19 protein-coding genes are annotated in these 20,746 nt (G+C 40.9%); 6 read left to right on the top strand and 13 right to left on the bottom strand.

Going from position 1 to position 20,746, the window contains the following annotated elements:
* The first annotated feature begins 11 nt into the window (after window positions 1-11).
* From HOD97_05955 to rpsT, 3 genes are all read left to right on the top strand, one after another.
* Window positions 12-482: a thioredoxin fold domain-containing protein gene (locus HOD97_05955; GenBank protein ID MBT4281138.1), complete on the top strand. Its 471-nt coding sequence runs from the start codon at window positions 12-14 to the stop codon at window positions 480-482.
* Window positions 483-534: 52 nt separating this feature from the next.
* A complete protein-coding gene (locus tag HOD97_05950) occupies window positions 535-1,173 on the top strand; it encodes a hypothetical protein (protein ID MBT4281137.1) in 639 nt (212 codons plus the stop codon).
* Between the two features lie 210 nt (window positions 1,174-1,383).
* Entirely contained in the window at window positions 1,384-1,638 is a 255-nt protein-coding gene (gene rpsT, locus HOD97_05945; protein MBT4281136.1) for a 30S ribosomal protein S20, read from the top strand.
* A gap of 450 nt (window positions 1,639-2,088) precedes the next feature.
* On the opposite strand, the gene guaB is transcribed toward rpsT, so the two are convergent.
* The 11 genes from guaB to HOD97_05890 form a co-directional block, all read right to left on the bottom strand.
* Window positions 2,089-3,558 (bottom strand): IMP dehydrogenase, encoded by a 1,470-nt coding sequence (guaB, locus tag HOD97_05940; protein MBT4281135.1) that lies wholly within the window; start codon window positions 3,556-3,558, stop codon window positions 2,089-2,091.
* Window positions 3,559-3,560: 2 nt separating this feature from the next.
* Window positions 3,561-5,087, bottom strand: coding sequence for a histidine ammonia-lyase (gene hutH / locus HOD97_05935; GenBank protein MBT4281134.1), 1,527 nt, complete (start codon window positions 5,085-5,087; stop codon window positions 3,561-3,563).
* Window positions 5,088-5,167: 80 nt separating this feature from the next.
* A complete protein-coding gene (locus tag HOD97_05930; protein MBT4281133.1) occupies window positions 5,168-7,975 on the bottom strand; it encodes a hypothetical protein in 2,808 nt (935 codons plus the stop codon).
* Between the two features lie 8 nt (window positions 7,976-7,983).
* On the bottom strand, window positions 7,984-9,198 hold the full coding sequence (locus HOD97_05925; protein ID MBT4281132.1) for an NAD(P)/FAD-dependent oxidoreductase: 1,215 nt from the start codon (window positions 9,196-9,198) through the stop codon (window positions 7,984-7,986).
* A gap of 3 nt (window positions 9,199-9,201) precedes the next feature.
* Entirely contained in the window at window positions 9,202-10,005 is an 804-nt protein-coding gene (locus HOD97_05920) for a hypothetical protein (GenBank protein MBT4281131.1), read from the bottom strand.
* Window positions 10,002-11,447 carry a sodium-dependent transporter gene (locus HOD97_05915; protein ID MBT4281130.1) on the bottom strand — a complete coding sequence of 482 codons (1,446 nt, stop codon included), beginning with the start codon at window positions 11,445-11,447 and terminating at the stop codon, window positions 10,002-10,004. Before HOD97_05915 ends, HOD97_05920 begins: the two co-directional genes overlap by 4 nt.
* Before the next feature lie 25 nt (window positions 11,448-11,472).
* The gene (locus HOD97_05910) at window positions 11,473-11,868 is read right to left on the bottom strand and encodes a hypothetical protein (GenBank protein MBT4281129.1); all 396 of its coding nucleotides are present in this window, start codon (window positions 11,866-11,868) and stop codon (window positions 11,473-11,475) included.
* A gap of 14 nt (window positions 11,869-11,882) precedes the next feature.
* On the bottom strand, window positions 11,883-12,269 hold the full coding sequence (locus HOD97_05905; GenBank protein ID MBT4281128.1) for a hypothetical protein: 387 nt from the start codon (window positions 12,267-12,269) through the stop codon (window positions 11,883-11,885).
* Window positions 12,266-12,688 (bottom strand): DNA-binding protein, encoded by a 423-nt coding sequence (locus HOD97_05900; protein MBT4281127.1) that lies wholly within the window; start codon window positions 12,686-12,688, stop codon window positions 12,266-12,268. Before HOD97_05900 ends, HOD97_05905 begins: the two co-directional genes overlap by 4 nt.
* A 2-nt stretch (window positions 12,689-12,690) precedes the next feature.
* Window positions 12,691-15,282, bottom strand: a complete 2,592-nt coding sequence (gene alaS / locus HOD97_05895; protein MBT4281126.1) for an alanine--tRNA ligase — start codon at window positions 15,280-15,282, stop codon at window positions 12,691-12,693.
* Window positions 15,282-16,847, bottom strand: a complete 1,566-nt coding sequence (locus tag HOD97_05890) for a hypothetical protein (protein MBT4281125.1) — start codon at window positions 16,845-16,847, stop codon at window positions 15,282-15,284. The genes alaS and HOD97_05890 overlap by 1 nt, the downstream gene beginning before the upstream one ends.
* Window positions 16,848-16,942: 95 nt before the next feature.
* Here HOD97_05890 and HOD97_05885 point away from each other — a divergent pair, with 95 nt between their 5' ends.
* From HOD97_05885 to HOD97_05875, 3 genes are read left to right on the top strand one after another with little or no spacing between them, the layout of a single operon-like run.
* Window positions 16,943-17,566 (top strand): hypothetical protein, encoded by a 624-nt coding sequence (locus HOD97_05885; protein ID MBT4281124.1) that lies wholly within the window; start codon window positions 16,943-16,945, stop codon window positions 17,564-17,566.
* Between the two features lie 5 nt (window positions 17,567-17,571).
* Window positions 17,572-17,775 carry a hypothetical protein gene (locus HOD97_05880; GenBank protein MBT4281123.1) on the top strand — a complete coding sequence of 68 codons (204 nt, stop codon included), beginning with the start codon at window positions 17,572-17,574 and terminating at the stop codon, window positions 17,773-17,775.
* Window position 17,776: 1 nt separating this feature from the next.
* On the top strand, window positions 17,777-19,516 hold the full coding sequence (locus HOD97_05875; protein MBT4281122.1) for a T9SS type A sorting domain-containing protein: 1,740 nt from the start codon (window positions 17,777-17,779) through the stop codon (window positions 19,514-19,516).
* On the opposite strand, the gene HOD97_05870 is transcribed toward HOD97_05875, so the two are convergent.
* Together HOD97_05870 and grxC are read right to left on the bottom strand one after the other, a co-directional pair.
* Window positions 19,517-20,341: a hypothetical protein gene (locus tag HOD97_05870; protein ID MBT4281121.1), complete on the bottom strand. Its 825-nt coding sequence runs from the start codon at window positions 20,339-20,341 to the stop codon at window positions 19,517-19,519.
* 112 nt (window positions 20,342-20,453) lie between these two features.
* Window positions 20,454-20,708: a glutaredoxin 3 gene (grxC, locus tag HOD97_05865; protein ID MBT4281120.1), complete on the bottom strand. Its 255-nt coding sequence runs from the start codon at window positions 20,706-20,708 to the stop codon at window positions 20,454-20,456.
* Window positions 20,709-20,746 lie beyond the last annotated feature (38 nt).

The raw sequence follows: 20,746 nt of genomic DNA, 5'->3' as shown, positions 1-20,746 counted from the left end.
TCCACCGGACAATGAAATTTAAAACTGGTGAGTTTTGGCGCTTTTTCTGGCTTGTCTTTCTCGTTGTCTCACTTGGTTACGCTTGGTACTCTTTCTATGCCCCTTCCAACAACGTCGCTTGGGCAGACGACTACAGGTCGGCTCAACAACAAGCTTCCAAATCTGGCAAGCCTATCATCATTTTCTTCACGGGCAAGTGGTGCGTTCCTTGTCGGATCATGAAACGCAAAGTCTGGTCCGACGAGCAGGTGACGGCTATGGTCAATGCAGCATTTATCCCTGTAACAATAGACGTGGATGATCCTGACGCGGCCGCAGTGTTGAGTCGTTACCGCGTGAGCATGACGCCAATCACCATCATCACTGACCCACAAGGTAATGTCCTGCAATGGAAAAAAGGGGGAATGAACAAAGCTGAATTTCTCGAGTGGCTCGGAAATAATATATCCCTCACTCCACCCCCGGACGGCAATGAGAATTAGGAATTAATGCCGCCGGTGAGTTTATTCGTTAAAAAGCAGAGGAAAAACAGCTATTAGTCCCGAACACATTAGGATTGTCGCCGTCATCTATCTGAGCTCACTTATTCCACTCGTTCTCGTGTCGGTGTTGCATCAGAAGCAGCGCATCCCATCTTGGGTGCTTCCATTTTACGGAGCTTGCTTTGCAACCTGTGCAATAGGGTGGGAACTCTGGTTTACCTATGGTTGGGTCGCCGGAGATTCTGTCGACCTTCGGCGCGCACCAGCTTTGAGTGCAGCAATTCCGATTCACCTGAATTGGATTCTCAATTCTCTTGCAGATGCGGGGTCCATCTGCCTGGTTGGCCTCTTGCTAGTATGGCGGTTTTTCGGTGATCCTGCATCAGTATTCGTCCGCTGGCATTGGGGGGCATTCCTGCTTCTCTTAATCTGGTTTCTTGGGCAAAATATTTTTGTTGAAATGTTTCTCTACCATGATCAGGTTGCTGTGGGAAAGCCATTGTCTTGGGCGCCTTTCGCCCCAACAGGCCCTTGGTTAAATCCCACGCTATTCGAGTTTAACGGCCGGACCATTACCTTTCAGGGGCAACTTCCATGGCTTATAATGACGCCACTCTTCTGTGGATCACTGGTACTCTTTTTTCGGGGAAAAACCCGCCGTAGATCCAGCGATGGTTCACTTTCTGTCTAAGAAACGGTTGCAGTTGAACCACAAATTCGTTACAAAACCGTGGGTTAGGGTAGCTCATCATTCATCGTGCTATTCTCAAATGCAATTTAAAACGGTGATGTTTGTACTAATCACAATGGAAAACAAAAATTTAATTAAATCGTTATCCAGTTGACTTAAGAGTGAATCCGCAATAACTTCGCCGCCCGAAACAAAAGGAAAACTAAATTAATGGACAGACATCCACAACAGATCAAACGCACCCGTCAGGACAAAACCCGTCACACACGGAATGTCGCTCGATTATCAACGCTAAAAACTGCCGTCAAAAATGTACTGAACACTACAGATAAGGCCGAGGCAGATAAATTGTATGCAAATGCTGTAAGCACCATCGACAAGATGGCGAGCAAGAATATGATTCATAAAAATACAGCAGCCCGACGTAAATCGCAGATCACCCGTCATTTAAATTCGCTTAGTTAATTGTAATACCCTGCTTCTTGTCCGCCGGCAGGCGGGCGTCAAGCTCAGCTTGACAGTTTTTTTTATTAAGAAATATTCCGCCTGATAAATATTACCGTGTAAAAACAAGTACGGTTTTTTCTTGCAGAAGAAACGTTGTCTGAGTTCCCGCACCATTACGGGAACGAGTTTGTTTCTTCTAAAAACCGGACGAAGGTTTAGGAAAAATTTATCCAGCTGTGATTTTTTGGTTCTTTTGTATCAGACAAAAGAACAGATATATAAATCACAAACCATTCGCCTGTTTGTTTCATTGTAGGCCAAAAAGGCGCGGCAATCACCAAAAAAGTGAGTTTACTTCGGTTTTGTGGAACCTCGCAATGTCAGGATTATTATTACATACCTTTTTCGCCAATGGCGAAAATCCCTCCACCGGCAGGCGGGCGTCAAGCTAAGCTTGACAGAGTTTGATTATTTATCCAGAATCTGGTAATTCGGTGCTTCTTTAACAATCCGTACTTCGTGCGGATGACTTTCTTTTGATCCTGCTGCAGTAATTTTAACAAATTTCGCATTTTCAGTAAATTCTGAAATTGTCTTTGCACCGCAATATCCCATCGAAGCGCGAACTCCTCCGAGCAACTGGTGAATGGTATTTCTTATGGGTCCACGAAATGGCACAATACCTTCAATCCCTTCCGGCACCAATTTAGACGGTTCGGAATTTTCCTGAAAATATCGATCGCCGCTGCCTCTTTTCATTGCGCCAAGCGATCCCATTCCACGATACGATTTATATTGCCTTCCTTCAAATAAAATGGTTTCTCCCGGACATTCTTCTGCGCCTGCAAGCAAACTACCTAGCATGACCGTATCCGCGCCGGCCGCCAATGATTTGGCGATATCTCCACTATACCGGATTCCGCCATCAGCAATAACAGGTATATTTTTTTTCTGGGCTGATTCCACGCAATTCAAAATAGAGGAAAATTGCGGAAATCCTACGCCTGCAATAATCCGAGTCGTACAACTTGCACCTGCGCCAATCCCAATTTTTACAGCGTCAACACCGGCATCAATCAATGCTTTCGTACCTTCCGGCGTAGCAACATTTCCGGCAATTACTTGAGTCGATTTAAACAATTTCTTCAACTGTGCAACTGCATCCAAAATTCCTTTGGAATGACCATGCGCAGAATCAAGCACAATGACATCTACTTCTGCAGATTCCAAGGCTTGGGCTCTTTCAATCAGATCATTTCCAACCCCCACTGCAGCGCCAACCCGCAGACGGCCTCCGTCATCTTTACACGCATGGGGAAACTGTTCCTTTTTCTGGATATCTTTAACCGTAATAAGCCCAACAAGCGTTCCACGTTTATTTACAACTAATAATTTTTCGATCCGATGTTTTTGCAGAATAATTTTTGCTTTTTCTAAGGTAGTTCCAACCGGAACTGTTACTAAATTTTTGCTGGTCATTCTATCTCTGACTTTTAGATTCAAATCAGTTTCAAATCGAATATCTCGATTCGTTAAAATACCGATGAGTTTTTTTCCTTTCACTACCGGAAGCCCGCTAATTCTGTAATGGGCCATTAAATCGCGAGCTTCTCCAATGGTTTTTGTTTCACCAAGAGATATCGGGTTTTGAATCATACCGCTTTCGGATCGTTTTACTTTGTCAACCATCGCAATTTGATCTTCGATACTCAAATTTTTATGTATAATACCTAGTCCACCTTCTCTCGCCAAGGCAATCGCCACTTTCGATTCTGTTACCGTATCCATGGCAGCGCTTAAAATGGGAATGTTAAGAGATATTTTATTGGTGAGGCGCGTGGTAATGTCCACCTCCTTTGGAAGGACAGATGATTTTTGCGGTACCAGCAAAACATCGTCAAAGGTTAATGCAAGTTCAAATGGAGGTTGATTGCTCATAATTATTTCACCCGTATTGTTTTAGTTACTGTTTTTAATAGATCGCCTTGTAGGATGAGGTTTGCTATAGTTTCCATGTCTTTTTGAAGCGGTCTGTCTTCTAACCTAAATTTGATATGTTTCTTCAATAATGCGACAGCTTTACCGGTTCCTGCGCCGGGTTTTTTCTTGGAATGAAACACAGCCGTAACTGTCCCTGACACCAAGCATTCAATCGCAAGTATTTGGGCGACATTTCGAATAATTCTTAGACACTTCCTCCCCGCCCATGGAGCCATGCTAACCATATCTTCTTGTCCGCCGGATGTTGTAATGGAATCTACTGAAGCCGGATGTGCAAGTGATTTATTTTCGGAAGCAATTGCCGCCGCCGTCACGTGGGCCATCATAAAACCGGATTCAATTCCAGGATTTGAAGTAATAAAAGGTGGAACATCTTCGCCAATTCCTTTCATAAAATGATGAATTCTTCTCTCTGAAATTGCACCGATTTCTGAGATGGAAATAGCCAACATATCCAATGCCTGCGCAACGGCCTCTGCATGAAAATGCCCAGAACTGATTGCCTCTTCGTTAGGAAAAATTAGCGGATTATCGCTCACGCTATTGGCTTCATTTTCAATAATGTCCACGACGGCGTTGAACAATTCCCGAGATGCGCCGTGAATATGCGGAATACAGCGAAAACTGTATGGATCTTGGATAACCCCGCAATCCGCATGCGATTGGACGATTTCGCTCCCTTTAAGCAAGTTTACGATGTTCTGTGCAGATGTAATCTGTCCTGTATGTTTTTTTAGCCGATGAATCTTAACAGCAAAAACGTGTTTAGACGAAAGGCTTGCTTCAACTGATAGAGCTCCCGCAATATCTGCAGATTTTACAATACGGCTTGCCTCGATGACCGCCTTCAGTCCAATCGCTGTTGAAACCTGGGTTCCGTTCACGAGGGAAAGACCTTCCTTAGCGTGCAGTTCCAATGGCGGACGACCTGCTTCTTTAAGCGCAACCATTGCCGGCATAATTCTATCAAGAAAATGCACTTCACCTTCGCCAATTAACGCAAGCGCCATGTGCGCAAGCGGTGCAAGATCTCCACTGGCGCCGACCGAACCCTGTTTTGGCATAAGAGGCAATATGTCATGATTCAGGAAAAATAAAAGTTGATCCGCTACGTCAAGCCGGACTCCACTGTATCCCTTTGCAATTGTCATGATTTTCAACACCATCGCTAGTCGTGTAATTCCTGTGTCAAATGGTGAACCAACTCCAGCGGCGTGGCTACGGACTAAATTCAATTGAAGCTGTTGCTGGTCCTCGAGCTTAATGGGAATATCGCTCAATTTTCCAAATCCGGTATTGACTCCATACACCGGTTTCCCGGAGGCAATAATATTCGAAAGTGTTTTATGGGAATTGCGAATGGTTGATCGAGCAGAACCCGCAAGAGAACATTTTCGGGGAGCGCATAAAAATGATTCAAAATCCGCATACGCGAAGGAACGGTCTGAAATCGATAGGTTCGCCATCGGCTAATTTACCGAGAAATTTTCTTCATCGCAAAGACAGAGAAGGATCAGGATTGGGAAATAACTAACACTTCAATTTGCTACATTTGAATTTCTTTTGGATCCGTAAACACCGTCATTTGTACCGGAATTGAATCACTAAAATAAGAGCCGTACCTTTTTTGAACAATCCGTTCATCTGTGACGATAAAAATACCTGAATCTGAAATGGTACGAATCAATCTCCCGAATCCTTGCCGAAAGCGAATCACCGCTTCGGGAACAGAATATTGCATAAAAGAATTTTTTCCTTCAGAGCCCAACAGTTGTGAATAGGCTTTTACCAATGGCTCGCTCGGTACATCAAACGGAAGCTTGGTAATGATTAAAATTTCCAGTAAATCGCCTGGCAAGTCTAACCCCTCCCACATGGCATCGGTTCCTAGTAGAATTCCATTGGGAGTTTGTCTGAGTCCACGAACCAATCCTGCATGTGAGCTCCGCGCTGTTTGAGCTAAAATCGGCATGTCTCTCCCACCTTCGAAACCCTTTAAAAGATCCGTTGTATCATTTAATCTTTTCCTTGAGGTAAATAGAACTAACATCCTTTTATTATATGTTTTATGGCATTCATAAATGATGGATGCAATTGCCTCTGCAGATGAACCTTGCGCTCCGCTATATTGATAATATTTCACCTGATCGCTATAATGGAATGGACTTGGAAACACCCGTGTTTCTACTGAATTGATTCCGGGTCGGTCTAAACCGGTGCGGTGTAGTAAATACTCAAACGATTCTTCAACCTGAAACGAAGCGGATGTTAAAACAGACGCCCGAATTTGTTTAAAAAACCCCTCGCTTATATCTTCAGCCACATCTACCGGTGCACCTTTGACCGAAATAATAATTTGCTGTGTATTTTGCCCTCGTATAATTCCTTCATACCAATACACCCAATCATCTTTTTGAGATTGGGTTAATAGAATAAATCTAGTGAGACCGTCCGTTGCTTTTTCAATCGCCATGTCCATGACTTGGTGAATCTCAAGATAATCAGCTTTTTCTGGATCAATTTCATTCAATTCACCTTTAATTCTAGCCAAAATATCCAGCAATTCCTTGAATGACCTTTGAATAAAACTCAATTCCTGATGGTAATTGGTAAATTCTTCCACAGGGTTTTGAATAATAAATGATTGAGAATATCGCGCTTCCGGATTCATTTTAGGAGAAACTTCTGATTGAATTGCTTCAAAAAACTGTTTTACTGCTTCCCTAACATCTGAGAGAGTTTCGCCAAGATCCGATATTAACGTGCCAAGGTTGTGATGCATTTGCCCCAACAACTTTAGTTTACTACTCCAGCGAAGACTTCCAGGACGACCGGGATCCATTTTATCCAGCGCACTTCTTAATTCATATTCACCCAATTTAACAGTGAATTGCCCGTAGGCAACATTTACAAGATTATGTCCTTCATCAATTAAAACTGTATCGTAAGCTGGTAAAAACCCGGGAGATTCAACTTCAGCCAAAAGCAATGCATGGTTGACAACAATAAGTTGGGCATCGTGAACTGCCTGTCGGATCGGACCGAAAAAACATCCTTGATGTCTGACACACAATCGTCCGGTGCAAAAACCCGCTTCGCTTTGCACAAGTGAATATATTCTAGAGGAAGCAAAGGAATTCCAAAATCCTGAACATTCGTCCATATCGCCGGTCGAAGTCCAGTGCAACCATACAATCAAAGGCAGCAATCCTTCTGCCTCTCTTTTTTTCAAAAATCGGGACGGTTCAGACAAAAGCCAGCTGAGTCGCGTTTTACATAAATAATTTCCTCTCCCCTTTAGCACAACAGCAAGAACCTCCGTATCCAGCGCATTGGCCAGCATAGGAAGATCTTTTTGAAAAAGCTGTCCCTGCAGATGTCGCGTATAGCAGGAAATAATGACCGGTTTATGGTCCGGATCTGCCTTGGCTGATTTCAACGCAGAAAACAAGTAGGCAAAAGATTTGCCGAGTCCGGTTCCGGCTTCAGCGATTCCGATCCCGCCTTTTTGGAACGTTTCACCTATAAATTGGCTGTAACTTACCTGAGTCGGCCGGTTTTCGAATGCTTCAACGACTCCACTCAAACTCCCATTTTCTGCAAATACATCCTCTACAGAAACAGTATCTAAGTTAGTTTCACCGTCATAATGAAATATATTGGTTAGACGAGGGCGATCTACATTGGATTTCATCAATCCATTTTTTAAATCACCTGCCTTTGTAAGTGCGGATGCAAGAGATGCAAATAAACGGCTATTGGGAAGACCCGAATCCAACACGGCATTAAGCTTAGACACTACATCCAGCGGATAACTTGCCGCTTCTTGCACCAAATCCTGAAATGCAAACCCGGTATTCATGGTATCAGATTCTGCGCGGTGTGCACCTGCGGATGATCGATTAAAATATTCCGCGAGAGCACTCAAGTTATGCGTAGGCTGAAAATAGAGAAAAGTTCGGCTCAGTTGAAGCGTATCATATAAGTCATTTTCCGGCTCAGGAAGATCGTACCTGTTAGCGAGCACACCCAAAAAATCAATATCAAAATGAATATTGTGCGCAACCAATGGATGATTCCCAATGAATTTAAATAAATCAGACACCATATCTTTTTCGTAAGGAGCGTCAATAAGCATTTCATCCGAAATTCCCGTAATTCGAGTGATGAAATGTGGAATCGGTCGCTTGGGGTTGATTAAGGTTACATACGAATCTTTCACTTCGCCATTTTCAAACAAGACTGCAGCAACTTCAATGATTCTATCATCTTCGGAACTTAGCCCGGTGGTTTCAAAATCGAAGGCAACGTAATTTGATAAATCAAGCTTTTCTAATAGGGTAGATGTATCCACAGAATTCCTTATGCAAAAAGTATTTTAAGATAAAAAAGAGGGTTAGCAAGATCCTTACGTGGAATCTCATTCGCAAGCATACCGGAAATGATATTCCGAACTTTTACATTTCGCGTGGCACGATTCATAACAAAGTTTAACAGAAAGCGCGATTTTGCAAGTTTTTGAAGTTTATAACTCACCCTTAACTCAGAACCTATTTCATCCCAAAGTTGGGTATCATATTCTTGTAAAACCGCTGAACTGAAATTGTTACTGGCTTTGGCCTTTTGTGCCGTTTCTGCCGCAAATTTTGCACTTACAAGCGCATTGCCGATTCCCTCTCCCGTAAAGGGATCGACCAATCCGGCCGCATCGCCAAGGAGCATAAATCCATCCCCATGATTTGGCCTGCGAATGCTACCCAGCGGTAGATTCCACCCGACCGGTTTTTCCAATGGCTTTGCATCGGCGAACCGTTCTTTGAAATACGGAGAAGCCGTTACATCATCCAAAAGATTCGCCAAATTCTTTTTTTTCTTCTTCACATCATCTTTTGATAATCCAAGCCCGATATTCGCTTTATTTCCGCCGGCAGGAAAAATCCAAAAATAACCCGGATTCACCTCGTCAACATAATGTAATTCGATTTGGTCTGTCAGGTTTTTCACTCCTTCGTAATAACACCGAATTGCTACAGATGTATGTTCCATATCCATATTATACAATCCTAATTTCCTCGAAAGAATCGAGTTAAATCCGTCAGCGCCAAAAACTATATTTGCCCGAATCTCTTCATCCGAACCGTCGTTTTGACACCCAATTATTCCAGTAACATTTCCATTTTCAACCAGAACATCCTTTACTGAAAAATTTTCCCGTATTTCTGTTACATTTTGTGCTTCCTGAAACAAAAAGTGATCGAATATTTTTCGAGGAATTACAAATCCTTGCCTAATGTGATTTGTGTTCGGAGAGTCCTTTAATTCGAGATCAAACTGTTTGTGATTTGGACTCCCAAACGTGATCCGTCGGATCGGTGCGCCTTCTAGGTTTTGCAGAGATTCTAATAAGTCAAGTTCTCTTAGAATTCGGATAGCTTTTCCTGATAACGCATCGCCACAAACTTTATCTCGTGGGAAAGTGGCTTTATCTAGAACAATGGTTTTTAATCCGGCTTTGTGACAATACAAAGCTGCTGTGGCGCCTGCAGGACCACTTCCAACAATAATGACATCAAACATGAATTAGTCCGATTCTAATTCGTCAAAATCTACCCGAAATGAAGGATACACTTCATCGGTCTGGAAATAGGTTATTTTTCTCAATCCGTAAAAAACAACTGCCAACGGAATTAAAAACCATGGAAACCGAATTGAAAGAAACATAGCCGGTACAAATACACCATACATCCGTGCACGTTGAATGTGCCTTACGTGAGCCGGAAAAATCAGTGCAACCAAAATGAATGGAATGAAAATCGCCGAAACGGTGCTAATCATAGGATCATTTTGACTAAACCCGGCAAAGCATGAAAAAGACAAAAGTATTAGAACCGAAATCAATATCCCAACCTGATCTATTTTTGGCGGAACTGTTTTTTTATCCGATTCGAGTTTGATTTCAATGGAATACACTAACCACGCTGCCAAAAAGTATGCCAAATAAGCCCCTCCAGAAAATAGGTACTTGATATTGAATTCAAATGTAGCAAATCCCGAAATAAACAGAATTGAACCGGTAAGGGCATAAAACAATATCCCCCTTGCCGATACAATGGATTGGGGAAATTTCGGAAACTTTGAAAGCATTGCCGTCCCTATTCCACCTCCAATTAAAAATATTAAAAGTGGAATTGAAAAAGTGGACATGTCCCAGTAGAAATATCTATCATCAGCGGCAAACACAACATTCGCACCGCTCAGAACCATTAGCCATCCGGAAATCCACCGTTCAGGATTCCACTGTAGTATCGGCTTCAAAAAGGCCATAGCGTCCCGTGCTTGTGCATAACGGGAAGTGTTTTTAGGGAATAATCTTTCGAGAATCATTTCTTATTTTGAAATACCTTTATCAAAACTGAAACCAACATCAGGATTATAACCCATGACGATTGAACCTGCTGCCAGGCGCTTTCTAACAAGTTTACAGAATGCAGAAAAACAATGAGGATCATTACCGGCGATAGATACCGTAAAAATATCCTCCATCCTTTTATGATAATTGGATAGGTGTCAAATAATGATTCAGATCCTTTTTTCAGCTCGATCAAAACTTTATCGAATTCCCAAATCCACCCTACAAAAATGGCAATAAAAAGTCCGCCTCCCGGAAGCAAGATATTAGAAGCTAAATAATCTGCATTGTCAAACCATGTTTTTCCAAAAAAGTGAACCTCTTTCATGACATTAAAAGATAGGGCACTTGGAATTCCAATCAGCAATACAATACACCCAAATACCAACACAGCATTATGGCGTTTCCATCGCCGTTCATCCACAAAATAAGCTACGACAACTTCTAACAAAGATATGGCAGAAGTCAGCGCGGCAAGCGTTAGTAGTAAGAAAAATAAAACAGCCCAGATTGCACCTCCGGGCATTTTTGCAAAGACAACCGGTAACGTATGAAATATGAGTCCCGGTCCCGCCGCTGGATCTTGTCCCATCGCGAAAACGGATGAAAAAATAGCAATACCTGCTAATAAAGCGATTAATGTATCTAAGAAAACAATTTGAAGCGCTGCACTCGGAATATGATCTTTCTCTGATAAATATGACCCATACGTCATCATCGCACCCATCCCCAGACTAATGGTGAAGAATGCATGCCCTAGTGCAATTAACACGGACTGACCAGTAATTTTGGACCAATCAGGTGACCATAAAAAATTCAAACCTTTTTCTGCACCGGGAAGCGTTATACCTCGAATTACTAAAATAATTAATAGAAAAAAGAGAATGGGCATCATGATTTTGCTTCCCTGTTCAATGCCCTTATTGATTCCGGCATAAACCACCCACATTGTTAAAATTGAAAATAAAGTATGATAACCGACAATCCAATTGACGTCACCGACTCGCGCTTCAAAATATGCGGACGAAACGGCGGGATCCGAGAATTGTGAAAAAGATCCTTTTAATGCTTCAACAATGTAACCAATAGACCAACCGGCGATAACCGTATAAAATGAAAGAATCACAAATCCGGCGATAACGCCCAAGCTTCCAACCGCAACCCAAAATGGTTTACCCGATAGTTTTTTAAAAGCACCTACAGGATTTCGCTGCGTTGTTCGTCCCATTAGCACTTCTGCCATGAGCACTGGTAATCCAATTAATGCAATACAAATAAGATAAATAAAAACAAAAGCAGCTCCACCATTTTCACCGGCGATGTATGGAAATTTCCAAATATTTCCTAAACCAATCGCTGAGCCTGCGGCGGCTAGAATAAATCCAAATTTAGATCCCCAATGCTCTCTTTTTTCCATGTAACTCCCTAAATGTGTTTTTACTTTATTGGTTGTTTACTTCCAAATCCTCTTCCATCACCTGATCGAAGGGGTATAAATGTGCGTCAACTACGGCATCTAAAAAACCATAAAGATACAAAAATGCTGCCCACCAAATATATTTGTTCCGTTTCTCTAGATAACGATGTTTCCCAAGTGTATGAATTGATTCATCAAAATTAGCATAAGAGTTGGCATTTTCAGAATATCTCCAGATTGATATCCCTTCCAAAGACAGTATGAAAGCTGCCTTCAAATATCGCCCATTATATAATTGACCTGCACCCGGAAAAAGTAAAGCATACATCCCTGCTTTTTTGGGAGAAGGATAGATAAGGCTGTCCGGCTGCTGGGCAAAACTCAAGGTTGCAAATACGATTAAAAATGATAAGCGGACCAATCAATCACCAAAGTTTAAAGAACAGCAATACACTCAATTTCTACTTCTGCATCCATAGGCAATTTGGTGACTTGCAATGCCGATCTTGCGGGTGGTTCCGACTCAGAGAAAAAATCTGCAAATACGTCATTTAGTTCTGCATAGTTGGAAAAATCCTTTAAAAATACCGTTAATTTTACCGCTTTACCCAAATTAGATCCGGCTACGTTTAAAATCGCATCCAGATTGGTTAATACCTGGGTAACCTGTTGGGTAAAACCACCATCCACTAGTTTTCCGGTATCCGGCACCAATGGAATTTGCCCGGCAGTAAATATAAACCCATTGACAACTTTTGCCTGACTATATGGTCCAATTGCCGCCGGTGCATTTGAGGTAGTAATTACGGTTGGTTCGCTCATTGGGGGCACATGGTGGCAAGACCAATTGTTTCATCAATCTTTCGAGAAATGTTGGTGTCTATTTCCGTGATAATAAATTCGCCGACCACTGCTACAGTACATTCAAACATATGCCCTCCTTTAATATCCAAATCGTGGGTACCAACAATTGCATGCGCATGAATGAACGGTTGTCCATCTTTCAACGTAACATTTCCCTGAAAAGAAACAAGTTCTCTTACATCAAGAATAGTTGATTGCACATATTGTTTACTGGTTATATCAAAGGCACCCATATTAATTTTTTCGACGGCACCAATTCCAGAAACTTTCCCATTCCGGATTCCATGGGTTACGCAATACTCAGTTAATGTTTCCATTACATTTTCGCCCTTTTCGACGAAAATAATATGGTTTTGGTTCCGCTGCGATGATTTCATAATTAGGTTTTTTCCTTAAGTGCTTTATAAATAATTGATTTACTTTTTTTCATTGCTTTTTGTAACAACTTTTTATCTTTTCCTCCTGCAGTTGCCAAGCGGGCACTTCCGCCGCCGCCGCCATCCATCACAGTGCCAATAGTTTTTGCTAAATCATTAGCTGTTAATCCTTTTTCAATCAAATCTTCCGTGACTACCACAACAATTCCGGGCTTTTCGCCATCAGAAGATCCAAGGACGCCTACACCGGATTTTAATGCTAAAATGAGGGAATCGCCGTAGGATTTTAATTCATTCATTCCAACTGCATCCACATGGGAAACAACGATGGTGAATCCATCCTGTTCTGTTCCCTTTTCTACTAGACTTTTCGCATTAAAATCAGAAGAACTTTTCTTTTGTTTTAATTTTTTCTCAAGATCTTTTCGTTGGGTCTTTAATTGCGAAATTCTTTCTGGTAAATCATCCGCTGAACATTTTAATTCCGCTTGCAAGACCCCCAAAATTCCAGCCTGTTTTTGTGCCCACGCAACAGCACCGGGGCCGGTCAATGCAACAATTCGCCTTACGCCGGAAGCCAAGGATGATTCTTCGGTGATTTTAAATAATCCGATTTCTCCAATTGTATCGCAATGCGTTCCGCCACAAAGTTCCATCGAAAAATCGCCAATGGTTAGCACCCGAACTTTTTTACCATATTTTTCCCCAAACATTGCAACAGCCCCATCTTTTTGAGCTTGCTTAAAATCCTTAATCGAAAGGTTGCAATCAGTATTATTTTGGATTTCTGAATTGACAATGGTTTCAACATTTTGAATTTGTTCGAGCGTCATTTTTTCGGAATGAGTATAATCAAATCTTAAATAATCCGAGTGAACAAGCGAACCGGCCTGTTGGCAATGGTCTCCGAGAACAACTTTCAGGGTAGCATTTAATAAATGAGTGGCTGTGTGGTTCTTGCGGATATTTTGCCTGCGAGGTTTATCCACACTGCAGGACAAAACTGACTTTAATGCGGAAATGTTCCATTTCCCTGAGCACACATGAATATGCGAATTCCCATCTTTCAGCGTATCTTCAACAATCAGTGAAATTCCTTCCCCATTAATGGTGCCCGTATCTCCAATTTGCCCACCTGATTCTGCGTAAAACGGTGTTTTATCCAACAAGAGATGAAGGTTTTGGTTCGCCTCAGAAAAACGTCTGACCTTAGAATCAAATTCGAGCGTTTCGTAACCGACGAATTGTGAATCAGCCCCATCCGACAAATCCACCCAATCCAATGAGCTACTGTCCGCTTTAAATTTCCCCGAAGATTTTGCCCTTTTCTTTTGAATTCCCATTTCAGTTTCAAATCCTTTCTCATCAATGGAATATCCTTTTTCACGTGCCATTAAAACTGTCAAATCTAGTGGAAATCCATAGGTATCATACAGTTTAAAAGCGTCATTTCCCGAAATGGTTTTTCCTGTTGTTGCTTGGAGGCATTTGTCAAAATGAACCAGACCGCGATCCAGCGTATTGTTAAACATCAACTCTTCTGCTTGGATTACTTTTTTAATATGCGCGGATTTTTCCGCCACTTCCGGATAGATATCACCCATAATTTTTCCAACGGAATCAACAAGTTCAAACATAAAAGGTTCTCGCTGATCCAACATTCTTCCGAATCGTGATGCACGTCTTAGAATACGACGGAGGACATAGCCGCGGCCATCATTAGATGGCAATGCACCATCTGCAATTGAAAAACACAGCATACGGATATGATCTGAAATCACATGAAACGGAGATGGGTTATCTTCGCTCTTCAAGCTAGTCAGTTTTTCAATGGATTGAATGATTGGCGAAAATAAATCCGTTTCATAATTATTCGTTTTCCCTTGAATAACAGACACAATTCGCTCAAGCCCTGCGCCGGTATCAATATGAATTTGCGCAAGATCGTTCAGTTTACCATGTACATCGCGGTTGGATTGAATGAACACCAAATTCCATAATTCCCAGTAATCATCAGATCGGTTTACACCTTTTGCTGATTGGTTATTTAGATCATCACCGACATAATAATGAATTTCTGAGCACGGTCCACAGGGACCGGTTTCACCCATTTCCCAATAGTTCTCTTTATCACCAAACTTTAACACCCTGTCCTTTGAAATATCCGTGACATCAGGCCAAAGGTTGAATGATTCCTCATCATCATTATACACCGTTGCCCACAACCGGTTTTTATCCAATCCCCAAACGTTTGTTAACAATTCCCAAGCCCATTCAATAGCTTCTGCTTTGTAATAATCCCCAAAGGACCAATTTCCTAGCATTTCGAAAAAGGTATGATGAAATCCATCCAATCCTACTACTTCAAGATCATTGTGTTTTCCGCTTACTCGAATGCATTTTTGAGAGTTGACTGCTCGTGGATGTTCCGGAGATTCATCACCCAAAAATATGGGTTTAAACTGATTCATTCCTGCATTGGTAAACAGAAGTGTTTTATCCTGAATTGGCACCACAGGTGAACTGCGAACAAAATGGTGATCCTTTTTTTCAAAAAAGTCAATAAATGAAGATCTGATTTGTTTACTTTTCATTAGAACATGAAAGACGTTTCAACTGTGGAATTGTTCACGGTTTCATTTGGACCATCAACAGAACCATCGCCGTTTAAATCTCGAAAAGATCGTTGGAATTTGTACATCAGCACCATTCCAGATCCGAGTTCTATTCCGACTTCGTATCCCATGATGGTGCTTTCTGAGTATTCAAATTTAAAAGGGTTAGGAACATTTCTTTGTTGGTAAAATCCTTGCGCCTTTTTGATTCTGCTAATGGATTTACTTAACGACAAAATCGATAAAAAACTGCTGTTTTCTTGTGTTTCGTATTCTTGAGTAACATCATCCCAAATATCGCCATTCAAATTCTGATAGGACGAACTAAAAGCCAAATAAGATCCGAGGCTGACACCTAATTGCGCATAAAACCCCTTTTGTTTTCCATAACGACCCAATTGGGATTCTTTGGTACGAATCGTGACATTCCCAGACGAAGTTGATGAGAAACTAACACGTTCAATTTCATAAGATCGATTCCAATAACCGAATTCAAACTGTCCTTGTGGGATCATCCGATATTCAAGATTAAAACGTGCTGGGCCAAATTTTGCACTGATGGCAACCGGGACCAATCCTGTTCCTAATTGCAGTTTTTCTCCCAACTGGTTCGGGTGATCGGTTTCACCAATCATTTTAGCTGCCTGAGCATATAGTGTCACAGATAATTTTTCTTCCCGAATAATTGGGTAGGCAACATCAACTGCAATAGCGCTAATATCATCTTGAGATTCTCTCACGTTCAGAGGTTCATTTTTCCTCCAAATATCAGTATCTAATACAAGAATAGTATCCTGATCCCAACCGGGAATATCGGAATCAAGTGTATCCGTAATGCCATCACCGTCAATATCCCATTCGGCAGGATCAGCATCGGCAATCCCATCATCGTCCGAATCAAGCCAGTACATATTATTTTCGGGGAAATCATCCACAATATCCGGTCTTCCATCACCATCTCGATCTTTAAGACCAAGAAATTGATTTCGGTCTATTACGAATGATGCTGCAACCGGAACCGAAAATATATTGGTTGATCCTGCGCGGAATCCAACCAACCCAAGGTTTTCTTTGAAATCATTAGAAAATCCTTCAATAAATAATGAAGATCGTCTAAATCCGAAATCCAATCCAACTTTTCGAACAGATGGATATTGAATAGAATTTGAATATTGGCTAACTAAAATACCGTATCCCATGTCAACTTGGTCTAGCGCACCAACCTTAAAATAAAGTGGTTGATTTGGGAATCCATACCTGATATAATAAATTTTATCGATAATCGTATTTTTAGATGCTTCACCGGAAGAAAAATCCCATTCATCTTTATGAAGATTTCCATCTTCGTCAATATAAAATACTAAATCAAGTGCAACTCCCCATTTCCCAATTGGAATAACCGGGCGCAGTGCTATTTGATTCCAAATTTTTCCATCAATCGTAACCGCGCCAAACGCACCTTGGACTTGAGGCTGACCTTTCAGGGATATGATTCCTAATGGAACTAAAATCCATAAAAAACGATGTAAGGATATGTGGCTCATGTGTAAGGTCAAAAATTAGGGTTGAGAGCAGGGATGGTTCAACGTCTAAATCCTTCGCTAAATGAAGAGTGTTTTGTTAATTTTCCTGCAAAGATATGATGCATAACATACCCAAGTCAATTATTCTGATCCTATTTTCTATCCAGATTGTTTTCTCTGAGGAAATAACAGAAATCACCGGAATTTCCATTGAAACGAAACAGAATGGATACATGGTTTCCTTGTCCTGTACTCGTCCTGTACTTCAAAATAATTTAACATCGTGGTACGCGCCCACCACAGGCTGGTTTTACATTTCCATCCTTCATGCAAAAGTAGATTCCGCATCTCTTTCAACTAAGAAAACAACATTCCCCATTTTGGAAATCCAGGCTTCAACCGAAGACAGCTCGGCACAAATTGCAATTAAATCCGCTCGATATATTGAACAATCCGAATTTTATTTTTCTGAAAATCCTCCGGAAATTCTAGCATCATTACGGTTCCCGATTGAAGAATTGATAGCAAAAAAAGAAGATGAGGCCGAATTTCTTTCTTCAAATATGAACCCCGTTTCAAAGAATGTTCTATTAATTAGGAAAGGGCTTTATTTTATTGGCGCATCCCTTTTCGTTGCCGGAATCATTGACCAAGATCACGGAGAAAATCTTGGTTGGGAATTACCTACGGGAGCCGGAATGATTGTTGGAACGTGGCTTTGGGAAAAATATGGATACTAAAAACCATGGGTGAATTTTTACCATACTTTGCAATATTTTATGGAATCGGCATTATAGCTTTTGGACTTTTTATTCGGTTTTATCTTGCTCGAAAACGTCTTAGGGAAAATGAGAAAATCTTAAAAATAGGTGGTGGAGAAAAAGTAGCAGAAGAAATGGCGAAAAAGATAAAAGAGGACGCCGAGAAACACCGGAGAAATCGAGATTAAATTGATACGATATTTCCTACTAATTTTGGCTCTTTTGTCTGTAGTCACTGCTGAGAAAAGACCAGTAGAATTATCTGCTGATTTCATTTTAAATCCGACAGCTGATCCATGGATTCATACAACTCCACACCTTCTTAATATCGCCCTTCATGGACATTCACTTTCCGAAAATCAAAAGGAATCTCTAAGAGAATTGGGATATTCATTTACCGGAGAATTGGTCAACCATACATCCATAACACGTTGGGAGGCCGATGGTCTGGACCAATTTACCGATAGTGGAATGTTTCGATTTCATTACACAACCGATGGAACCCATTCGGTTGGCAGCGAAGATTTGAATGGAAATTCTATCCCTGACTACGTTGATTCTATGGTAACAATTTTTAGCAATGTTCATACGAATCAGCTTTTAGATATGAATTATGTTCAACCGCCTTCAGATGGTTCCGGCGGTGGGTCTGACCATTATGATATCTATATCCGCAATCTACAAGCAGGATATTATGGATACGTTCAAGCTGAAAATTTTGCCAGTGGAAATGGCGATAATGAAAATAGCGAGGGAACAGAAATGCTGGCAGTTACAAGTTATATGGCCATGAGAAATGATTACGATGGATTCCCGTCCAACACACCGATCGAAAATATTCAGGTTACTGCAGCACATGAGTTTTTTCATGCAATCCAATTTGGGTACAATGCCTACGAAAAACCTTGGCTGATGGAAGCTACAGCCGTTTGGATGGAAGAGCAGGTTTACGATTCTATTAACGATTGCTATCAATATCTTCCGTCTTGGTTTGCGTACCCGCAAACTTCCTTGAATGCGGGAGGAACACATTGGTACGGCTCTTTCATTTTCTTTCAATATATTGAGGAACACATGGGTGGAAGTAGTGCGATGCAGCGGATTTTTGAGATTGGTGTAAGTCAACCAAGCGATGAAACGGATTTTAGCCAATCAAACATTGACCAAGCGTTGGTGGAACAAGGATTTTCTTTTATAGAGGCACTCAATGGAATGGCAATTGCAAACCTACTCCTCACTTCCGATTCAGAAACAAGTGACTACACTTATAGCGAAGCAGAAGATTATCCAATTTCAGAGCCCGGCATTTATAGAACAGTGAGTTTTATCAAAGGATTTGAATCCTCAGTCACAAGTACATCACTCAACAAATATGCAACTCAGTATATCAAACTCGAATCTGATAATCCTATGAAAGTTGTTTTATCTTCAGTCTCCACCTACACCGCTGATTTTCAAATGAATGCAATTTTACAAAATAATACCGGCTTGATTACAATCTTCAGCGGAAACGAAGTCAATATTGATCCAACCGGAATGATAGCTATGACGCTTGCAATTGTTAGCCAAGATACTGTTGGCGGAGACTGGGACTATTCCATTTCGATTACGGATGGAATTCCATCAGTAATCGGCGAGCCATTACTCCCGGGTGAAATCAAAATAGAATCCAATTACCCAAATCCATTCAATGGAACCACATCATTTCAAATCAATATAGCCGAGACACAACAAATGGAAGTGGAAATTGTTAATTCCATTGGACAAACAGTTCGAACGATTTTGGAAGGAAATGTAGAAGCAGGTGGTACACCTTTAACATGGGACGGAAGAATGGAAACCGGTGAACGTGCTCCATCCGGTTTATATTTTGTAAATGCAATTGGGCAATCAACTACGACATCTGAAAAAATATTATATCTTAAATAATTAATCCGGTAGCAAAATATTGAGAGATTTCAGGTGGTCTCTGTATTCTTCGACAAATTGATGATACCTTCGTTCGTATTTCATTTTCTTACTACCTATCCCAATGAGATAAACATTCCCGCCAGCTTCCTTTTTTGCAATAGATTCCATTGCAGAAAAATATCTGTCAATTTTTATCATGCGTTGGGTTACTTCATCAACTTTAGCCGTCTTTTGAGAAATAAGTTCAACAGATTCACCTGCCTTATCAAACGTGATTTCAATCGCAATAGACTCAGTTAATTTATCAATACGTGGTTGAAAATTTTTCCGTTTTTCCTGAAGTTTTAAAATAGTTGGCTTCCATTTGAGCAATTGATTCGAAATAAAGATGAGATTTTTATTCTTTTTTTTCAACGCTTTAATGAGCCTTTCTCGGTCCCGATTAAGTTTATTGAAAGCATCATTTATTAGAGAATCCAGTTTTGAAAAATTATCGCCGTATGTCGTTTCAGTATCCGGGATTTCTGTATCTAAAGAAACTTTCGAGTCTTTTCGAATCATCGAAACTGTTTTGCGTTGAATCTGAACTTTCCCAAGAATAAAGTTGTGTGTTTCATCCATAGCTGTGAGAGCGGATGAAAGTTCATCATATAGTTCAAAATCTTTACGAAGTGAAAAAGTAAGTGTGGGTTCCAATGCTCCTTTAAGCGCTATTAAATCATTTCCATTATCGCGAATCTTTTCCCGATAATTCAACACTTGGGAGGTCATGGCTTGGACATCCTGATATTTCCGGATTGTTGATTTATGTCCAGCACAGGAAATAAAGACAAAGAGAAGCAATGAAAATGAGAAAAACCTCATGAAAGAATAATTGTCATGCTGAGCTAGACGAAGCATGATTAGGAATTGATATTATGTTACCCTTCGTCAGGATCAGAGTGACATAATTTCTTTATTCACCCGCCTGATTGGAACCAAGATTCCCGGATTGATACAAAACCAAAAGATCATCATAACCACCGATTGGTTTTTCGTCAATTAAAATTTGTGGAACAGTTGACCCTTTACCAATTTTAGACATCTCTTCCCTGCTCATTTTTTCAGCTTCAATATCGATTTCATTATATTCAATGTTCTGCTCATCAAATAAGCGTTTCGCCATGGAGCAGTACGGGCAACGGGATGTGGTATAAATTGTGACGTTCATTTTAGTTTTCCATTCTTTTTAATCGGTAAAAATTACAG

It is taken from the genome of Candidatus Neomarinimicrobiota bacterium (genome assembly GCA_018651745.1).
GTDB lineage: Bacteria > Fidelibacterota > Marinisomatia > Marinisomatales > TCS55 > JAAZYX01.
This window is presented reverse-complemented; position numbering and strand designations above follow the sequence as displayed.